The 19522-nt window shown below is 50.5% G+C and carries 14 protein-coding genes; 9 read left to right on the forward strand and 5 right to left on the reverse strand.

Going from position 1 to position 19522, the window contains the following annotated elements:
- Positions 1 to 89 precede the first annotated feature (89 nt).
- Positions 90 to 1928, forward strand: coding sequence for a SpoIIE family protein phosphatase (locus H6624_00730; protein MCB9082833.1), 1839 nt, complete (start codon positions 90 to 92; stop codon positions 1926 to 1928).
- Positions 1929 to 2188: 260 nt separating this feature from the next.
- Here the strand turns inward: H6624_00730 and H6624_00735 are convergent, their stop codons facing one another.
- Positions 2189 to 3241, reverse strand: a complete 1053-nt coding sequence (locus H6624_00735; GenBank protein MCB9082834.1) for a hypothetical protein — start codon at positions 3239 to 3241, stop codon at positions 2189 to 2191.
- A gap of 240 nt (positions 3242 to 3481) precedes the next feature.
- On the opposite strand from H6624_00735, the gene H6624_00740 reads away from it, so the two are divergent.
- A complete protein-coding gene (locus H6624_00740; GenBank protein MCB9082835.1) occupies positions 3482 to 4279 on the forward strand; it encodes a MotA/TolQ/ExbB proton channel family protein in 798 nt (265 codons plus the stop codon).
- Between the two features lie 2 nt (positions 4280 to 4281).
- Positions 4282 to 5103, forward strand: a complete 822-nt coding sequence (locus tag H6624_00745; GenBank protein MCB9082836.1) for an OmpA family protein — start codon at positions 4282 to 4284, stop codon at positions 5101 to 5103.
- Between the two features lie 2 nt (positions 5104 to 5105).
- On the opposite strand, the gene H6624_00750 is transcribed toward H6624_00745, so the two are convergent.
- Positions 5106 to 6458, reverse strand: a complete 1353-nt coding sequence (locus H6624_00750; GenBank protein MCB9082837.1) for a DsbA family protein — start codon at positions 6456 to 6458, stop codon at positions 5106 to 5108.
- 175 nt (positions 6459 to 6633) lie between these two features.
- Here H6624_00750 and H6624_00755 point away from each other — a divergent pair, with 175 nt between their 5' ends.
- The 4 genes from H6624_00755 to H6624_00770 all read left to right on the forward strand — a co-directional run bounded on the left by H6624_00755 (position 6634) and on the right by H6624_00770 (position 12888).
- Positions 6634 to 7440: a hypothetical protein gene (locus H6624_00755; protein MCB9082838.1), complete on the forward strand. Its 807-nt coding sequence runs from the start codon at positions 6634 to 6636 to the stop codon at positions 7438 to 7440.
- A gap of 26 nt (positions 7441 to 7466) precedes the next feature.
- A complete protein-coding gene (locus tag H6624_00760) occupies positions 7467 to 9488 on the forward strand; it encodes a hypothetical protein (protein ID MCB9082839.1) in 2022 nt (673 codons plus the stop codon).
- A gap of 37 nt (positions 9489 to 9525) precedes the next feature.
- The gene (locus tag H6624_00765) at positions 9526 to 10089 is read left to right on the forward strand and encodes a hypothetical protein (protein ID MCB9082840.1); all 564 of its coding nucleotides are present in this window, start codon (positions 9526 to 9528) and stop codon (positions 10087 to 10089) included.
- A 474-nt stretch (positions 10090 to 10563) separates the two neighbouring features.
- Positions 10564 to 12888 carry a hypothetical protein gene (locus tag H6624_00770; GenBank protein MCB9082841.1) on the forward strand — a complete coding sequence of 775 codons (2325 nt, stop codon included), beginning with the start codon at positions 10564 to 10566 and terminating at the stop codon, positions 12886 to 12888.
- A gap of 257 nt (positions 12889 to 13145) precedes the next feature.
- On the opposite strand, the gene H6624_00775 is transcribed toward H6624_00770, so the two are convergent.
- Both H6624_00775 and H6624_00780 read right to left on the reverse strand, forming a co-directional pair.
- The gene (locus tag H6624_00775; protein ID MCB9082842.1) at positions 13146 to 14039 is read right to left on the reverse strand and encodes a hypothetical protein; all 894 of its coding nucleotides are present in this window, start codon (positions 14037 to 14039) and stop codon (positions 13146 to 13148) included.
- Positions 14030 to 14788: a PhnD/SsuA/transferrin family substrate-binding protein gene (locus H6624_00780; protein MCB9082843.1), complete on the reverse strand. Its 759-nt coding sequence runs from the start codon at positions 14786 to 14788 to the stop codon at positions 14030 to 14032. The genes H6624_00775 and H6624_00780 overlap by 10 nt, the downstream gene beginning before the upstream one ends.
- A 191-nt stretch (positions 14789 to 14979) precedes the next feature.
- Between H6624_00780 and H6624_00785 the strand changes: the two genes are divergently transcribed.
- Positions 14980 to 16587, forward strand: a complete 1608-nt coding sequence (locus H6624_00785) for a HAMP domain-containing protein (protein MCB9082844.1) — start codon at positions 14980 to 14982, stop codon at positions 16585 to 16587.
- A 3-nt stretch (positions 16588 to 16590) separates the two neighbouring features.
- Positions 16591 to 16968, forward strand: a complete 378-nt coding sequence (locus H6624_00790; protein ID MCB9082845.1) for a response regulator — start codon at positions 16591 to 16593, stop codon at positions 16966 to 16968.
- 384 nt (positions 16969 to 17352) lie between these two features.
- On the opposite strand, the gene H6624_00795 is transcribed toward H6624_00790, so the two are convergent.
- Positions 17353 to 19299, reverse strand: a complete 1947-nt coding sequence (locus H6624_00795) for a TonB-dependent receptor (protein MCB9082846.1) — start codon at positions 19297 to 19299, stop codon at positions 17353 to 17355.
- Between the last annotated feature and the right edge of the window lie 223 nt (positions 19300 to 19522).

The raw sequence follows: 19522 nt of genomic DNA on the forward strand, positions 1-19522 counted from the left end.
CAGATTCCCGTACCCTCCTGATAATATGGACAATATAATCAAATCATTCGACTTAGATCATTCAACGTCAGGGTAAGACTCAGCAGGGAATGGCCAGTATCAAGTATTTTTCACTGAGGTACAAACTCCTCGCTCTCCTCATTCTCATGCCGACGGCTGGTTTAGCCCTCTATGCCCTGATGGCCATCAATCTGTTCACCAAGGACAAGAAGGCCTACATCTTTGACTCTTCAGTAATTGTATCCAAGGCCCTGGCGACTCAGGTCAAGATCGAACTGGACGCACACGAAAAGCTGATGGACCCCATCGTCAAGTCCATCGATACCGGCGCCATGAAGTTCTCAAAGCTCTCCTATGAGTTTTTCATCCGCCAGAACCGAGTTGAGCACCTGTTTTTGTTCAAACATATGGGCAATGGTCGGTACGCCAAGGCGGATCAGCTGTACTTGGAAAACAGATCAATCAAAAATTACGATCCAGGTGGTGAGGTTTTTGACCTCATGCTTAAGACGGCAGGCGAGGTGGGATTTGCTGTTCAGGATGTCGCCGAGGCCAAGCGTTTCTTTTTGATTGCCCAAAAATACGGCGATGAACAAAAGCACGTGGTCGTACTTTCTCTCTACAATGCTCCCGACCTTTATGAGGCCTTTGCCACACCATCGGCTTACCGGCAGTACCTGGTTAGCCGCAACAACTTTATCTCCATGGAGCCCAAATACATGCGCAAGACCAAGAGTAAGGCGCAGGTCACGACCACGGAGTTTTTTACGCCGATATTCAATAATCGCTTCCCGGTCGGTATTGCTGAGATCAAGACCAAAGACGGTCACCCCATGTTGGTGTCCTTTTCCAAGGTGGGAAAGGGGGGGCTTTTCGTCGCATCTCTGGTGGAAAAGGCGGCTGCTCTTAAGGCAATTGACACCCTGATCGTGGAGTCCTTGCTTTTTGTTTTGTCCCTGATCAGTGTGACCATCATTATCGGCGTGATCGCCTCCTTCGGCCTGACTTCAGCACTTAGCCGCCTGGTGGAAGCCACCAAAGAAATCGCTGGTGGTAATTTTGACGTCAAAATCGACGTCAAATCCAAGGACGAAGTCAGCCTGTTGGGTGACAGTATTTCCTTTATGGCTGGCGAAGTCTCACGTTTGATGAACGAAACAGCCGAGAAGGCCCGCCTGGTGAATGAGTTGGAAACAGTAAAGCTCATTCAGGAAACGCTGTTCCCTCCTGATCAGGCGACCTTGGGACCTTTGGATATCGTCGGGTATTTCCATCCTGCCAGTGAGGCGGGAGGCGACTGGTATCATTACTCGATGATGGGCGAAGATCGGGCATTCATCTGGATTGGCGATGTGACCGGTCACGGTGCGCCGGCCGCCATGGTGACTGCGGCGGCAAAGGCTGTGTCGTCAATAGTTGAGGAAATGGAGGACGTCACTCCAGCCATGGCCCTTAAGGTAATGAATCATGCCATCAACGCCACGGCAAAGGGCAATACTTTGATGACCTTTTTTCTCATGTCGGTGGATTTTACCAGCGGCAAGGTGGTCTATGCCAATGCCAGCCACGAACCACCCTATGTTTTGCCCGTATCGGATAAGCTAAAGAAGAAGGACTTTGTGCCCTTGTGTGACTCCGAAGGAAGTCGACTGGGCGAGAAGGCAGGGGCTGAGTACAAGGACGTCGAATATCAGCTCAACCCCGGTGATACTGTTCTTCTCTACACAGATGGTGTGATTGATCTCGCCAATCCAGCCGGAGAGGGCCTGGGCGAGCGCCAGTTTATTAAGCTCATTTGCGACAACTTCAGCGGCAAGGCGGCGGTCAAAACCAAGTTTGAAAACCTCAAAAAGACCCTCAATAGCCACCAGCAAAACGCGCCTCTCGTCGACGACGTCACCCTCTTCGCCTTCCAATTCAAAGCCTAAAAACGGGTCCCCTTAACTGTTGATCCGCAAAGCCATGTGCCGCCTTTGTCCGAGACAAAGGTCCGATTGACGAGCCATTCCCGGAAATCCGAATCCTCTGCCGTCGCGCATGGGCGTATCCGAACTGCGGCAGCAATGCTGACGCAGTCCGAAGACGCGCCTGCGGCCGAAAGGCGCGTGAGGATTTGCGGAGAATGGTCGGCAACGGACCTGTTGTCACTGATAAAGGACTTTGTGGATTAACAGTTAAGGGGACAGGTTTAGTTCATTACTTCGACGGGAACTTGACGCTTGAACGCATCCTGGAAGTTCTTCTGGTTGTTCTTCTTAACCAAAAAGTCGCCGGTCAGAGTCTGACTACCATCAGAGAACTCCCAACGAACGGTGGCTTCAATGCCAGATTTAACCTTTAAAAAGATAAAGGGGACCATGTCCCTTTCAAACTTTTTGGTTACAGCGGTAACTCCGTCCACCGACAGTTTGAGCTCGCAGGAGCCTTGGCATTGGGTCTTGGGGAATACCGGGATTTGTCCACCCGTATTATGTATAAATACATGGTTCTGTTGGGGGTAGGGGGGATTTAAGGTAATGCGACTGGCATTCTGGGGGGTTCCCACCTCAAGACCAGATGGCATCCGTGGCTGGGTATCTGCGGGAGGCGTGCCGGCCGTGTCTTTGGCCTTGCCGCCGCCTTCACCATCGTTTTCTTTTACTTTGACCCCTGCCGACTTGGTCACGGTCGCCTTTTGGTTTTTCAGATTCACCTTTTTGCCGTTGTACTCGACCTGGACGTTGCGATCAAAACTACCGATTTCAAGGCCTCCGCCTTCCATATATGAGACGGTAAACTGAGAGTCCTTTTCGCCATTGAGAATGACGGCTTCTTTTTCAGTCAATATCTCAATCTCGTCGCTCTCTTCGAAGGCACCAGAGATGGCGCCTTGCTCAATCTTCAGGTCGGGTTGACCATCAATTTCGCGCAGAACAATCAGGCTTTGCTCGCCAATCATGATACGAGGTCCGTTCACAAACTTGACCATGATCTGAGAGCCTTCACCGGAGAAAATATAATCGCCATTGGCAAGCACATCTTCCGGCTTGAGTTCTTTGAACTCAAAACTGTCTGGGGAGCGGCGGCGGGTGTTCTTACTTGAACTCACCACTTTGGCAATCACGTCTTCTGGGGAGACTTTTTCAGAAAAGAATAGCTGTTTGTAAGTGGAATGCAAAGCAATGGAAGCAACCAGCACCACAGAGGCGACGCCAATCAAAAGCCATTCGATTTTTCCTAAGTTTTTAATTCTTTCTAACATAGAAAATTGCTTCTTATCCCACTCCTACAAGAGGATATAATTTCACTTACTTATATGGATCGGAATAGCGAAAGAGTGGATGTAGTTTCGTACCAATATTTCACCAAATATGGACCTTCGGACCGGGGACTTTGATCTTAAACAACTCGCCTCGACCTCCCGATGCGTTGCGAACCCGCTGACTACAGTGTATTTTCTAAAGATATCCAAGGTTTGTCATCATTTGCGTGAGGGCTTTACATGAATTTTAAATCCATTGTCGCCTTGGTAATGGCCGGCACCGTCTTTGGCTTTGGTGTGTTTACGGCAACCAATAATCCGGCGGCATTTTTGGATTTCCACGCGGGCCTCATTGTCTTTGGCGGTACTGCAGCAGTTGCCGCCATTGCGTTTCAAATTGATCGCATTTTTGTCATGCTCAAGGTCTTTTATCACCGCATGATCAAAACATATAAAGTTGATTATGTGGGCTTGATCAAAGAACTGATGATTCTTTCTGAGGCGTACCGGGCCAACAATGCCAATCTGCCGACTTTGGTCGAGAGTTCAAAGGACCCCTTTATTCGCGAAGCCATGGGTGTATTGATGGATGACTTTCTCGACGAAAAAGAACTCATCGAGATTCTCAGTCTACGCACCAATACCATCTATTACCGCTACCTGGAGGACGCCAAAAAGTTTAAAGCACTGGGTAAGTTCCCACCGGCCATGGGTCTGATGGGAGCGGTTCTGGGTATGATCGCTCTGCTGCAAACTCTGGGTCAGCCGGGCTCTGAGAGTAACATTGGTCCGGCTATGGCGGTTGCCCTTGTGGCCACTCTCTATGGTATTGCCTTGGCCAACTTGGTTGTCCTACCCATTGCGGAAAATCTGGCCGAGGGCGCACGCGAGGTCTACGCCAAAAACAAGATGATTGTGGAAGGTGTTAAATTGATCTCACAAAAGAAGAACCGCATTCTTCTTGCCGAAGAACTCAATTCCTATCTGCTTCCCAATGAGCGATTGAACTGGAAAGATCTCGATGGTGGAGGCGCCTAGGTATGTTGGGAGCTGACGGCCACCATGGGCATGAAGAAGAGGATCATGGGGATGAGGAGATTTGGCTCATCTCCTACTCGGACCTGATGACCCTCCTCTTTGGATTTTTTGTTCTCATGTATGTGTTTGCCTCCACTAAAACCGGAGAAGCGGAGAAGGTGAGAGAGGGGCTGGCCAAGTCCTTTGGTGGTTCCTATGTTTCTCCCCAGGAAGAATTGGCCACTCAATTGAAGCAAAAAACGGAGGAGGGGAGTCATCCCATTATGGGTCAGATCGATGTGCAGACCCCTTCTGATGGGATGGAAATTACCTTTCGCAGTAACCTCCTGTTTGATTCCGGAAGTTCAGACCTAAAACCTCATGTAAAAGCCACCATGAAAATGATTGCTGGGCTGATTTCAAATAGCGTTGAAGATGCTGAAATTCTCGTCGGCGGTCACACCGATGATTCACCCATTCACACCCGCCGCTTTCCTTCAAACTGGGAGCTTTCTGCCGCCCGTGCCGCGAGCGTGGTCAAAGAGTTTATTTCTACTGGCTATGACCCAAAAATGATGGTCGCCCTTGGCTATGCTGAAACCCGTCCAGCCTATCCCAACCGGGACGAAAAGGGTGTGCCTATTCCGGAAAATCGCGAAAAAAACCGTCGCGTGGTGATTAAGGTGGTGTCCCCAGGAATCATTAAGCAGCCGTCTGAAAGCATTGCTCACAGCGCCCAACAAAGAGCCGAGGCTAAGGCCAATGCTGAAGCTCAAAAGCTAAAGGACCAGGGAGCATCTCAAGGCCGCCCTCTTCCTCCACCGCCGCCACCGGCGAATCAATAACTCTACTTACCTGCCTGAATCGATGACTGATTAGAAAGAGCCCTCAGGATCTGGTCGCGGGAGACACTTCCAGTAAAAACCTCGTGACCCACGATCACTGTCGGCGGTGTGGTGACTCCCAAATCCTGAGCGTACTTAAGTTGGTTGTCGACTTCTGCCTTAAAAGTCTGTTTGATCATACACGACTGAAAATTGTCATGGTCAGCACCAATTTCCCGAGCCATCTCGTGAATCTTTTCTTCACTTATTTCTTCCGTTTCCTTGGTGGCTCTTTCGTAAAAGGCCCAAAATAATTCGGGTCTCTGGAAGTTCAAACAAAAAGAGGCTTCGGCTAACAAGCGTGACTGCCAATTTCCCTCAGAAAACAGGTGAACAAAACCAATGCGCACTTTGTCCTGAAGTTCCTGGCGAATGGACATGAGATCAGCCGCCAGCTTGACACAAGGGGAGCACATAAAGTCCGAGAAGACAAAAAAGGCCGGTCCCTTGTCCTTGTCTGTTCGCTGACGAATGAGGGCTTGGTTGTCACTCAAGGGAATGGCGTAGGTCGGAGGTTTAAAACCCACCTTAGCCATCTCATTGGCAAAGGCTGATTGGACATAGGCATCAAGCATTTCTTTACGCTTGTTTTCCAAGACAATGGCGTGGAGTTGAGCCCGCAAGCGCTTTTCGCCAGGCCCGATGGAGACCCCTTTGTCGGCGATAAACTGGTCCACGTCCTGGTCGGTTACTACCAGTTCCTCTTTGATGATTTGTGTCTTGATCAGCTGCTCAATATTCGTACCGTTTTCCTTGGCCTTTTTGAGGAGCAATTGGCGAGAAAACACACTCTGTAAGACATTGACGGCTTCCTGAAGCTGCTGGGTTTTTAACTCGGAAAAACGGATTTGATTGAGGGGAAGATCTTTACGCTCCAACAGGTTGCCATTGAGGTTGATCACTTTTCCGTCCTGCCTGCGCGGGGAAAAAGTGAGGTTGAGGTTTTTCCCGAGGCCTAGTCTGGAAGTATCGTACTCAGCCATCGGCGGTGCCATGAAAACCTCAAGGTTGATCGCCCCATCGCCACCAGCACCCAGTTTTTTGAGGGCGGCCTCCGCCAGTGCCTTCAGTTCGCGCTCCTGGTAGTCTTCAAGAGACTTGGACTTCTCTATCACTCCGGATTCACTGAGCTCCAGATCGCCAAATTGGGCGAACACACCCTCTTTTAAATCAGGGCTGTACTCAATTCTTAAGGGAACTTCGGCAATCACCACTGGACCTTGGGCAAGTTTGGCTTTTTCAAAGGGCTTGAACACCAAAATCACGACCAACAGGGTGACAAGGGCAGCAACCAGGGAAACGATCATCTTTATCATAATTATCTCCTCAAAAGGCATTTTAGGCCCAGGAGGGGAGAGTCATCAATTCAAAATGGGGAGCTGGACCAATTGCCAGTACCGACCATAGACGGGAATTTTGGCCCCAGCCGTGGCCTACCTTGAGCCGCAGGGACGATTTTCCGATTCGTATACTATAGATTGGAGACTCAGTTTGAAGGTTCGTGAGTCATTGAATTTACATCTATGGGCAATTGCCCTCATTTCCACTGGCCTGTGGAGTTGTTCCACAGTGACCATGACCGTCAATAGCGTCCCTGAAAAGGCCAAGGTCTTTGTCCGTCCCGTTGGTGCTGGCGAAGCTGTCGAGGTGGGTGTCACACCCGTGGTTTTGACTCAAGAGCAGCTAAAGACCGCAGATGCGGACTCGGGGCCTGTGATCGTAGAAGTTCGTAAAGATGATTTTAAAACCGAGTCGGTCCTTGTTACCGAGGCTGCCGCCGTGGACATGAAGCTCGATTTTGCTCTGCAGCTCGTCGACAGCGAACAGGGCCAGGCAAAAGGGCCGGGCAACACCCTCGCCGATGCTCAGAGTTTGAACATTGCCATCGACCGGCTATTTGAAGTCCGTAAGTTTATTTCTTTGGAAAGCTACGGTGAGGCCCTCAATCACCTGCGCTACATTGAGGAAAAGTGGCCCTATCTCTCCTCCGCCTATGAACTCAAGGGTGGAATCTTGTTTCTACAAAAAAAATACCGGGACGCCCTGGCGGCCTATGCTCTGTCTCTGAAGTACAATCCCAAAAGTGTTCCCTCGGCCCAAATGCGGGACACCCTGGAGAAAAAGCTGAACATTGACGGGGACGAGTTGGCGCGCCAATACGAGTTAGAGCGTGCCCCAGCGGCCACGGATGAGGGCGATGATGAAAAAGGTTCGGTGGACGGCAAATCTAAGAAGAAGCGACCCAGCAAGAAAACCAAAAAGAAGCGCCGTCGCAAACCGAAAAAAAAGGCTAAATAAGGACGGGAACGGAATTTAGGAAGCTCATGAAGGCAGGATTTCTCACCACTATGATGATCTTATCCACCCTTTTTGGGGGGAACTCGCTTGCCCAGAGTGAGGATGTGGGGGTTTATGCCGTTCCCATCGATTGGCAACGAGTCGAATTGCAGAAGACTATTGAAGAAAAGCTCACTGAGGCGATTGAGGCGGTCGTGGAGAGACCTAAATTTATCGTTCATGTCAACCTTCGCCTGGCAGCTGGCAAAAGCTTTGGCGTGGATCAGGGAAAGGCCAAAAATGGGGATGCCTTTCCTTTGGCTAAGTTGGGTATTAACAAAGACAGTGCCGCCTACAAAAGGGCTCTTTTGAGTGGCACCGAAACTGTTTTTAGTCGCTTGGCCGGGATGGTTGTGACCCTTTCTCTAGACCAAACAGTGACCTCCATTCAGGAAAAGCAGGCCCGTGAGTTCATCTCCAGTGTCACTCAAGCCTATGGGGGCGGTCGGGTGGATGTTCGCACCAAGCGCATCCGCTTTGTTGGTGATGCCTTCCAGAGATCCAGGAATCTGGAAATCGCTCGGGTTAATCTTGAAGCCGCAAAATCCATTGGTGAGGCTATTCTCAAAAGCAACATGCAAATCGCCAATGCGATCAATGCCGCAGCAGGAAAAGAACCAGCCGAAATAAAAGAAGACGGCTCCATCAAAGAAAAGGATGTCAATAAGGTTCCCGAACTTCCCAAAACCTGGCAGGAAGCGGTGATGGTCTTTAAGCTGCCCATTGGTATTCTTGCCGCGACCCTGCTTCTTCTTTTGTTTGTCAGTGGATTCAAGACCATCGAGAGTCAAAAGGTGGCCGTTATGGCGGCCCAAGTGAACCAAGCCAAGGCGGCGGCGGAAGCTCAGCAGAATAACCAAGTGAAGTCCGAAGACCCAGATCGGGATCAAGGCGAGATGCTGGCAGTGCGTGAAGGTTTAGCCACAGGTGGAAGTGGCTCAGGCGAAGGCGGCTTTGATCAATTCAGGAGAATGGCTGAGCAATATCCCGAAACAGCAGCTTACCTAATCAAACTGTGGTTGAACATGGAGACCTCTGAATCGCAAAGGGCTATCGCCGCTTTGACAAAAATGGTTCCCGTTGAGACTTTGGTCCCCGTCTTCGGCGGGCTTGACGACGATCTAAAGCTAAAGCTCAAAAAGGCCTCCCTCATGATTATTGATGCCACTTCTATCCAGCGGGCCGAAGGCTTTATTGTAGAGCAAATGGTAGAGAACTTCCTGGTCAACACGGTGGAGCTTCCTGATGATCTGAAGACCTTACTCTCCAGCATGACCATCACCGATTGTGTTGAGTGCATCAAGCGTGACAGTCGCTTAGGTGCGGCCTTTATCAATATTCTCCAGGCCTCACAGGTGGGTCGAATACTTAAGATGCTCCCTGAAGAGGAAATCTCGGGATTGTTTGATGAAGGTTTGAGCTTTACCCAGGACAGCATTCAGTCCCTGGCCGCCACCCTGCACCCCATGTTAATGGAAATCCGTCAGGACAAAGCCAAACACCAAGTACCTTTGGTCAACAAAGCGGTCGAACTCATCCGTTACCTGGGGCCCGAAAAGGAGCACGAGGTTTTCAAGATGCTCATCTCCTCTGGGGCCACTGAACAGATTCTCGAAGCCACCAACCGATATTTTCCAGCCGAGTTGATCCTCACTTTACCGGCGGACAAGCTGCGTATACTATTAGGTCGTATGCCTACCAACCAGCGAGCTGCCTTGATTTACTCCCGTGAAGAAGAGGAACGCAAGATTCTGCTCGAAGCCATTGGTGCTACAGGCCGGCTGCGTGAGATTATTAATGATGAATTCCGTGAAATTGAAAAAAATGAATCCATGAAAGCACAAATCCAAAAAGACAGGGCCAAGCTGTGGGGGGACTTTGTGCAAATCTCTCGGGATTCCATTCGCAACGATGGGCGTGTAAAGGATACCGCCGACGAGCTACTCAAAAAGTGGCTTTCCAACCAAGGAGTGGACACTGACTGGGGATCAACCGAACAGGCAGCCTAAATCCAAGGCTGGCTGGATCCTAATCCTGATCTCTCTCATGGGCGCCTCCTCTGCTTGGGCTATTGATAAAGGTGCCAAATACCAGGTTCATCTTCGCGCCGGCCTCATGCAAGGCACTTATTCTGGCTCCAACGTGGAAGGCCGAACTTTTAGTGTGCCCACCACACTCGATGTGGAACTAGAGGTCTTTCGTGGCCGTGATGAGTCCTTCACCACTCGCGCCATCATGGCCATGGAATTGGGCGACAATCGGGTCAACTATACCTATGCCGGCGTCGGGCGCACTTACTACCTTTGGTCCCGCGGCCGCAAAGACGTTCGCAAAGAGAAGTTCGTCCAGATCGCCAACATCCCTAAAACCCGCTACTACTGGAGCTGGAATGGGGGGATTGCTCAAGTTCTTGCGATTCCTTTCGGTCTCGTCCTCGCCACCTACAGCACCACTCTCGATCTCTCCGTCGCCGGCGGTATGATCTACCAAGTGACTCCCAATCTTGGTCTCGAATTCCAAATGGGGACGGGCTTGGGTTATGGGTTTTCGACGGTGACGGTGACGGGGGTGACTGTGCGCGCGCTTTTCGGCGTCACCTACTTCCTCTAGTCGACTGATGAAAAGGGGCCATCTCCTGCGTTAGCTGGGCCTCAATCTCATTCCAAAAAATCCTTTATCAGTGAAAACGGTCCTTTGCCGACCATTCTCCGCAAATCCTCACGCACCTTTTCGGCCGCAGGCTCGTCTTCGGAGTGCGTCAGCTAGGCCGCCGCACCCCGGATACGCCCTGCGCGACGGTGAGGATTCGGATTTACGGGAATGGCTCGGCAACCGGACCTATTCCCGGACAAAGGCAGCACGCAGTTTTTTGGACTATCAATTAAAGGGCCAGTTTTAGAATCCTTGGAAGCACATCCCAAATTGAGGGGTGGGAATGTGAGCGAAAAGTTCGCTGGGTGGGGATTTTGCGGTGCATAGGGGTCGAATTGGGTGGCAAACAGGACCAAAGTTTGGTGTTCTTAACCTTATTTGAACCAAGAGGGTACCCCATGCCCTTTTCACGGAATGAGAAGGATGATCTACATGATGAGATCGATTCAGGTTGTTGTTGTCGCTGTTGTTCTGTCATTCGCTGGTTTGCGGGCCCAAGCCTTTGACTTTGATTTTGGCTCGGACTCCCGATCAGCAGCTGTTGATGAAATGCTCGATGCCTTTTCACAAGGTTGTCACATGGGGCCTTGGACCCATTCGGCTATTCGTCGGGCGCAAACTCTCAGTGCCGTCCTTGAGACCTTGCGTGAGAAATCCACTTGTTCCGGAATGGAAAGATCCATTGCTGCCTCTCAAGGGTTGAACTCCGAACTCCAGCGTATGTTGGATAATGGGGACTTCACCAATGAGAAGATGTGGGAAGAAGTGGTCAATGATTTGTCCGTGTCTTTGCAGGACCCCAATTTGCCTCCTGATGTGCGGGCCGTGTTGGTAGACGACTATAGTTATGCGCGCTTTCAACTGACCCAGGCGCGAGCCAAGGTGTCAGCTGGACTCAATCCCAGTGGTGATCAACGCTTGGCCCAGGGGATGGAAAATGTGCGCAATTACCTTTCGGCATTGATTTCAGATGTGGATGCCATTTCCAAATGCTATGCGGATAATCCTTCCGCAGGGATGCAGATTGGTACGCAAATTCTTGGCTTGGCGGGAAGCTTTGCGCCTGGACTCATAGGGGCGGGAATTCAGACCCTGGCGAAACTTCTCGAAACCGGAATTGTATTTGCGCGTACCATGCCCATTTCCCGCTCCATGCACGAGACCAAGAAATCCCGGATGCCGGTCGCACTCACCTGTGGTTTGGAAGCCTTTACCCGTGAATATTGTCAGGCCCAGGATGCCCTCGAATTGGCAGATTTGGATCGTTGGCCGGAAAACCGCATTGACGGTTTTTTCTACGGTGTGGACCTCATGGAAAGGCGCTTGCCCATTCTCTACGGGTGGCTCGACAAGGTGGTCAATGGGGTTCAGCCTGTCGACAAAGATCATGCGGCCAAGATTGATGAGCAGTTTCGACTGGTGAACAACGCCAATTCCATGCGCCGGGTGGCCGAAGGGGTCTTTAATGAGGCTCAGCAAAAGATTGATCGTGGTAATACCCGAGAGCGGGTTCTGCGTGAGGCTTTGAGGGCTTTGATTTCTGGGGTCTTCTACCATGATCCAGGTGGAGGCAATGCCGTCCCTCGCAGTCAATCTCCTTTTACAGAGTCCCCAAACGCCTTTTTGTATTCCATCACTCAGGTGACTCCGCCCAATACCAACGAGCCCTACGCGAGTTATATTGACCGCATGAATCTCGTCAATACTCAGCTTGATGACCTGAAGAGAAATCTTTTTGGCCCTGCTGGAGTTTTTACTTTGCGCTACGACGAAGTGGTGCGTGAATTTAACGCCACCGTCAGTGTGGACAACGCCACCTTGGTGCGAAGCGTTTCCTCAAGATCTATTACAGACACTTCACCCTTGGGTGCCTTTGTGCGCGTGAATCATTTCCTTCGCCAGTACTCCTATCATGAGATTCCAGATCGGGCTGCCCAGGAAAAGTTGTTGGTGGACGATGTGGTGAAACGGGTGGATGCAGTGACGGTTCTGTTGGATGCGCCCAACGCCACTGATGATTGGACCATTGATCCAGTGATTAAACTGACGCCAGCGCAAAATGCCATCCAGTCAGTCTACAATGAGTTTCGATTGGATAATAACAATGTGTTTTTACCCAATCGCATGAGCCGATTGGTCAGGGATGATCTGACCAATCGCATTTGCAAGGGTGAAGCGCCCGACGATGTGGAAGATGTGCTCTTTCAAGCGGGATCTGACATTTACAATCTGTTGGCGAGAGCGAATTTGACCGCCTATCAGGTCAAAAAGGATGTTTCGGCCGCCCAGACCATTTCGGGAAATACATTGACCGAGTTCCGCAGCTTTTTTGCCAAAAACATCGGCTGGGCCTTGGAGGATCTTTACGAAGCGGCGGAAAAAAACAAAGAGCCCAAAGATGGAACTGGCTTTGCTCCCAATCGGGAGACTTTGGCACATCTGTGTCTGTTGACCCTCATTTCTGGAATGGACTGGCCTGAGAAGGCGGAGAAGAAGTTCTGTAAAGGAACTCAGGTGCAATCAAAGGAAGCAAAGCTGGTACTCAAGTTCGATGAGCTGGAAGCAAAGCTGGCCACTCGTCCCTTTATCCAACGCATTTGCGTTTACGATGATTTCATCCGTGCCGACCGGCTGGCCTTTCGTTTACAAAAAAGTGGCGGAGAGCTCCAGTGCCGCCCCGAGCGTCACCGACCCTTGGCCACCGGATTCGCCGCCGACAAGACAGGTATCTGGCAAAAACTCGTCAACTCCCTCTAATCTCTAAACTCCGAGCAGACCATATCTACCGCCCGACGGGGCGGTAGTCCCCGGATCGAAGATGTTTTCCAAAATGCTTTTGAGGGGCGAACTCTGCAGGTCAATATGTTTAAAACCGAGTTCGGCTTGGTGCTGCGCTCTGAGCGAGAGCGCTGCTGCCGGACGTATGTCTGAGGTTTTAAGCGTATTGACGGAAGAGTTCGGACCCTCAAAGGCGGAGTGGGACGTCCGAGATCAACAAAACATGCGGGGCTCGTCTAATCAACGACGACATCAACCATAAGGCGGTAGATTCTGTCAGAGATCTGATAGCCAAATTCCTTGGCCAGGTTTTTATTGACCACCAGAGAGGTGCCTATGGGAGTGTCCAGTTGTTGAGACCAATCATTGGTTTCCAGCGCGGCCGAAAGAATGGCAGCGGCCTGATGGCCAAGAGTTTCGTAGTTGAGGCTCACGGAAATAAATCCCCCTGCACGAACAAAGGCTTCGCTAAACACAATCAAGGGCACACGGCTTTTTCTTGAGGCTTCCGCCACCGATTTGAAATCCACATTTGCCATGAGTGCCGGGTCTGGGTGGAGCCAATAGGCGGCCTCGCCTTGAGCCTTGGAGTCCTCAAGCTTCTTAATCATTTCCTTACCAGAGTTGACGGTCACAGTGTCTTTGTCTGCAACATTACCCATGGTGGAGGAGCTGGAAGCAAAGCTCTTAATCGTCTTAACAGAGGGAAGGATCATCCTCACTTGTTGTTCCAAGGTTTTGGCTGGGACTTCGATGGAAATCCCGCGGATTTTTCGTCCTGAGAAATCTTTTTGGATTTCATCGATACGCAGGACAAATGTGTACAGGCAGGGAATGTCCTTGTTCTTCAGAGCCAGAAAGGTTTTAGCGGCAAGGGTTCCGAGAGCAAAAACAGCGGTTGGTGGATTTTTGTCCAAATCCTCCACCGCCATCTCGGCACTACTCTTTTTTCCTGCCAGGTCGATTTCAACAACTTGATGACCGACCATGTCTTCTTTAAAAGCCTGAATTGTTGATTTGTAAATGTTCAAATCGTTGCTCTTCAAGATGACAAATTGGCCAGCAAGAGCAGAGAAGCTAGAAGCAAAGAAAGCAAAAAGAAATAAGGGTCGAAGGAACTTTACTGCCATTCTTCACACCCCATGCTTTTAAGAACATTCTTGCCCTCGGTTTTTCTCATCATGGATTTCAAGGCGCGAGCCAGGAGCTTGGTCGTCTCTTCTTTTGCCTGGCCCTGGCGAACAAAGAGTTGGGGAGAAGGCATGCGCTTGGATTTCTCAATGGTCTGGAGTCCCTTCAGGGCCTCACGATTGGTCTCAGCCATGAGAGAATAGACGCTTTCACTAGTCACTGCCAAATCCACCTGTCCATTGATCAGGGCCAAAATACCGTCGATGTCCTTTTTAGTCTGAATGACTCGACAGCCTTTCACCTTCTGTCCCATCTTTGGGGAAAAGAGTTCGGCAAGAATAGCCTGGTTGTGACTCGAAGCAAGTAGCAATTGTCCTTTTTTTGTCAGGCTTTTGTTAGCTAAAAAAAGCAGCTTGCCTTGGGCGGAATCCTTACACACCAGGGAGGCTATCGGTCTGTAGTCTTTGTCGAGTCCATGTGTTTTGAGAACAACGGATGAAGTGATCAAAAAGGACGGGCGGTTAGTCGTCACATAAGAGAGGAAATCTTGAAGTTTCACCACGGGCTGAAATGTGGGTGCCTTTTGTCCAGAGGTCTGGAATTCACTGTTTAAGAATGAGTCAAAGTCTCTTTTGAGCCGGTTGGAACTGACCGTGGCAATGGGATTAAAATAGAGCAGCTGGGACTCGTCCACAGCCGCACCAGAAAGACTCGCGAAAGCCAACAAAGTCCCAATAAGCCATTTCATCTCCCTGCACCATTCGGTTGGGCAGGTCCCAACCTTAAATGGATTCTCGTCTCTGTTTGAGGCAGCCCTGTGAGTGAAAATCCATTCGAGTCCCCTCCAAGTCATGACGATGAGTATTTATCAGTCTATTACTCAGGGGGAATGACATAAAAGGGCGTCTGGAGAGGAGTATTCTACTTAAGGTCTTCGCTTTGAGCGTGACCGCTGTTCTCACCGTAGTCCTGGTGACCTCCTGGCAGATAGGCAGTCTTTTTGGTCGCGTGAGTGCGGCGGAGAAGCAGAGCCAACAAGCTCAGCTGCAGGCCAAGGCCGCCACTTATTCGGCCACCATTGGCAATGCCTTTCGTCTTGCCTTTTCCTCCTTGGACTACTCCACTCTGCACAATTTGATTGCTGACACGGCGACTTCTGATGATCAGATTAGGAGCATCACCATTGCGGCTAAAGAGACAGGCTTGGTGATTTCGGCCGATCAAGATATTCGCATTCTGCAAAAGGTGGATGTGTCGGGTCCCCTAGGAGGATTGGTCAGGATTCAGGACGAAGAGGCGCGTCCTGTGTTTCGCGCCGAGAGTCTCCTCGCCTATGAAGACAAAGAGTATGTTCTAAGAATTGACTTCGACAGCCAAGGCTTCGACCAAGCCATGGCACAAATCCAAAAAGAACATGAGAGCAAGCAGGCGGAATCTCTGATTCTGGCTCTGGGATTTATTGGCGCCCTGTTGTTGGGAACCTATCTTCTTAGTCAGAGGATTGGCCGCTGGGTGGGAAGACCTCTTCGCGAATTGACTTCGGCAGCAGAGAACATCGCGGGTGGAGAGTATGATCACCCCTTGTCCCTGGATCGTGATGACGAGATTGGTGATCTGGGGCAGTCGTTCGAAATCATGAGACAGAACATTGTGTCCAAGATTGACGAGATTAAGGCGATTAACGCCTCATTGGAGCAGCGGGTGGAAGAAAGAACTCAGGCTCTTAAGAGTGCACAGATCGCACTCGTCCAGTCGGGCAAAATGGCCGCCTTGGGAATTATGAGTGCCGGGATTGCCCATGAAATCAATAATCCGCTGAATATTATTGTCATGTACCTAGAAACTCTCCTGAGGCGATTGAAGAAGTCCAGCCTGAGTGGCGAGGAGATTACCAAAATCGAAACCGACTCCCAAAAGGTCTTTCGCGCCGTTGAGCGCATCACCCAGGTGATCAATCATGTAAAGCTCTTTGCCCGCCAGAGCGCGGAAACAGAAAAGACGGAAATTCCCCTCTCTGGCCTGATTGATGATCTGAAGTTCTTTGCCTCGCCAGTGATGTCCAAAAACAATATTGAATTTCACGTTGAGGTGCCAGAAGACCCAGTTATCATAGAAGGGGTCAAGGGCGATTTGATATCGGTCTTTCAGAACCTCCTGCAAAATGCTGTGGATGCCTATTCTGACAAAACTCAAGATTCTGTTAAGCAAATCAGTCTGAAGGTGGCGACCACCTGTGACTTTCTGGCGGTACAGGTTGAGGACAACGCCAGCGGAATTCCTGAGGAGAACTTGGCCCGTTTGTTCGACCCCTTCTTTACAACCAAAGAAGTGGGGAAGGGGACTGGTTTGGGGTTAAGTTTGTGTTACTCAATCATTAAGGATATGGGTGGAGACATCCAAGTCGAAAGTCAGATGGGCAAGGGGACCAAGTTCTCAGTCTTTCTTCCCAAGGCCAATGCCAAGAACAAATCGCTTTCTGTTGAAGAGCCTGGTAAGGTCTCAGTTGAGGCGGAGTCTTCCGATCGACCGACAAAGATGGTGGGCTAAGAGATGGGTGAAAAGCGTCGAATTCTTCTTATTGATGATGAAAGAGATTTTGTCGAGCTCCTACAGATGGCTTTGGAAGAGGAGGACTTTGAAGTGCAGATTGCCTACGAAGGCAAAGAGGCCTTGGAAATCCTCAAGGATCACGTTTTTGATTTCATTGTCTGTGATGTCAACATGCCCGGGGGGCTCAATGGTGTCCGTGTTTTTGAGCAGGTAAGAGAACGGGGTCTTGATACTGCCTTTATTTTTGTCACCGGGCATGCCAAAGGCAGTGATGATCTGGCCGATGCCGAAAAAGCCGGTGTGCCCATATTGAGCAAACCCGTCTTTGTCAGTGGCCTACTGAAGGCCATCGAAGACTATAAAAACTGCCCCCCTTGATTGTTAATCTCAGCCTTAAAGCTCCTGCCATGAGCGTCCGGCCTCCTTCGATCAATTACGAACTGGCCCCCTTAATTGTTGATCCACAAAATCCTTTATCAGTGAAGTCGGTCCTTTGCCGACCATTCTCCGCAAATCCTCACGCGCCTTATCGGCCGCAGGCGCAGGAGGCTGAGTGACCGAAGGGAATAGGCTCAGCCGAACGGATCGCGTCAGCTTTGCCGCCGCAGTTCGGATACGCCCTGCGCGACGGCGAGGATTCGGATTTCCGGAAAAGGCTCGGCAATCGGCCCTCCTTCTCAGATAAAGGTGGTCCATGATTTTGTGGAGCACCAATTAAGGAGGCCAGTACTCTGTGTTTTCCGCTTTCTCAGGTAAATATGGTTACAGGGAACCGGTGATTTTTAGGTAGCCTGAAACGCCAGGGCCTCCGGGAATGCCGTCCAGATTACCACGAATGTACTCTGGATACTGGTACTCCTTATCCGCCAAGTTGTGCCCAATAAGAGAAGCCGACCAATCCTTGTTGATGGCATAGCTCAGGGTTAGGTTGAACAGAGCAAAATCACCCACGTCTTCTCTTCGTCCCACGTAAATCATGTTAGGACTAGCGGCCAACTGAGAACCAACCTGCCATGTTAAGCCAGCTGACCCGGAGTGCTTGGCCAAGTATTTGAGTGCTACATCGTTGGTGTCGTCGTGGCCTTCCTTGTAACTGTAGCTTAAAAACCAGGAGCGATGGTTCACCATTCCTGTCTTTAAGGAGTACTCAAGGCCCCAAAAGTGGTTGTCAGAGCCATTTTTGTACTGAAATTCCCCGGGAGTGGCGGTTGCAGCACGGGAAATGATGTCTGAAGCCACCAAGTAAAACACGTTGGCCACATGTTTGAGGTTGGAATCCTCCGGGATCAATTCCAGAGCCAGGTCCAGCGACTGCACCTTTTCATGTTCCAGTTTATCATCACCAATGAGCACACCGGGAGTGTTGACCTGTTTCTCAAAAAAGTCAGGGTTGCGGAAGGCCTGAGCATACAAAGCCTTAAAGGTGGTCGTTGGATTGACCGCCCACACGTAACCGACGCGCGGACTGAATACGCCCTTTGAGTCCTCGTTGTGGTTAAAGCGTCCACCAAAGGTCCACTGGTGGGGAGTGTCGTGATTGTAAAGTGCTTGGGCAAACAAAGAGTAGTCGCTCACGCTGTGACTATCGCGCCAAGGGCTCGAAGCCGTGGGATTACCGGTGGCCACTTCTTCAAAAAGATAGGGGTCGGCATGGGAGAACTCGTAGTTGAGGCCAGTGAGAACTTGCAGGGAATCATCCCGTTTCCAGGCCAGGCCGACTTCAGCTCCCGCTTGGTAGCCACGATTGATCATTTCAACATCAGTGGGGAGGTTTCGCGCCAGACTGTTGCGTTCCAGTTCGTCGTAGCGCAGGCGGGTGGAGAGGGTGAGCTTATCGTCGAGCTGTCTGCTCCAATGGGCATCGGCGAAGTAGCCCTCATATTGAGTGGGACCACTGTGCTGGAGACGGGGGATAATGCCAAACTTCGCCTTGTTCTGGCGGAAGTACCCGCCCATGAGAGTCACCGAGCCTTTTTTGTGTTCGACAAAGAAGTTATAAAGGTCATTGTCGTAATCAATGGTTCCCGATTGGGCCAATTCATCGGCTTCCACCTCAAAGGGATAGCCTTTGGTGTCGAGGCCAGAAAAAGCAATCACTGTCTTGCGACTCTCGCTCGTTCGGCTAAAAAATAGATCTCCGCCCACCGTGCTGTAGCTGCCGCCCATGGCTGAAATCTTGGTAGCCGAACCTTCCTCATTATGAGCTGATTTGGTGATGATGTTAATCACACCAGCTAAGGCATTGGTGCCATAAAGCGACGAACCGGGCCCGCGGATGACTTCAATTCTTTCAATGACGTTGATGGGCACCATTTCCAGGTGGAAAGAGCCATTGACCGTCTCCCGCATGGGGTGGCCGTTGATGAGCATCAGGGCTTTATTGTTGTAGTGGGTTTGCAAAAGGCCGCGAAAGTTCACCGCTGAGTAGCCGAAGTAGGTCTCAGTGACCACCACTCCGGGAATGTAATTGAATGCCTGGTGCAGAGATGTCACGCCCAAGGCTTTGAGTTCTTGAGCAGTGAGGACTGAAATCACTGAAGGAGCTAAAGAGGACTTTTGCGGGGTTTGAGTGGACGTCGTAATAGTGTGATCGACACTTTCCTGTTTAAACATTTCCATTTCATCTTCCAGTCGATCCGAATGACCTGAGGCGAAGGTGGGAAGGCTGAGGTGAAAGAGGGCTAGGACAAGTGCAACTTTGAGCTTCATAGAAGAACATCCCCTTGAAAGAAGCCATCTTCTCCTATGATGTTGGCTGTGGTCGAGAGGTATTCCTTGGCTAACGCTGTGAATAAGGTGTGAAGAATTGCTTAAGGATTGCCGAACCGATTTTCGCTCTTTCTCTGAACATCGGCCAATAAATTGAAATGCTTTTGTCTCGCCGAATAAATGGCAATGGACTGGGCACTGTCAAGGGCCTAGTCGACCTAAT

This window comes from Pseudobdellovibrionaceae bacterium (assembly GCA_020635075.1).
GTDB lineage: Bacteria > Bdellovibrionota > Bdellovibrionia > Bdellovibrionales > UBA1609 > JADZEO01.

Coding starts and splice junctions, on each gene's coding strand:
- H6624_00730 (MCB9082833.1), top strand. CDS start 90: ATGGCCAGTATCAAGTATTTTTCACTGAGGTACAAACTCCTCGCTCTC.
- H6624_00735 (MCB9082834.1), bottom strand. CDS start 3,241: ATGTTAGAAAGAATTAAAAACTTAGGAAAAATCGAATGGCTTTTGATT.
- H6624_00740 (MCB9082835.1), top strand. CDS start 3,482: ATGAATTTTAAATCCATTGTCGCCTTGGTAATGGCCGGCACCGTCTTT.
- H6624_00745 (MCB9082836.1), top strand. CDS start 4,282: ATGTTGGGAGCTGACGGCCACCATGGGCATGAAGAAGAGGATCATGGG.
- H6624_00750 (MCB9082837.1), bottom strand. CDS start 6,458: ATGATAAAGATGATCGTTTCCCTGGTTGCTGCCCTTGTCACCCTGTTG.
- H6624_00760 (MCB9082839.1), top strand. CDS start 7,467: ATGAAGGCAGGATTTCTCACCACTATGATGATCTTATCCACCCTTTTT.
- H6624_00765 (MCB9082840.1), top strand. CDS start 9,526: ATGGGCGCCTCCTCTGCTTGGGCTATTGATAAAGGTGCCAAATACCAG.
- H6624_00770 (MCB9082841.1), top strand. CDS start 10,564: ATGATGAGATCGATTCAGGTTGTTGTTGTCGCTGTTGTTCTGTCATTC.
- H6624_00775 (MCB9082842.1), bottom strand. CDS start 14,039: ATGGCAGTAAAGTTCCTTCGACCCTTATTTCTTTTTGCTTTCTTTGCT.
- H6624_00780 (MCB9082843.1), bottom strand. CDS start 14,788: ATGAAATGGCTTATTGGGACTTTGTTGGCTTTCGCGAGTCTTTCTGGT.
- H6624_00790 (MCB9082845.1), top strand. CDS start 16,591: ATGGGTGAAAAGCGTCGAATTCTTCTTATTGATGATGAAAGAGATTTT.
- H6624_00795 (MCB9082846.1), bottom strand. CDS start 19,299: ATGAAGCTCAAAGTTGCACTTGTCCTAGCCCTCTTTCACCTCAGCCTT.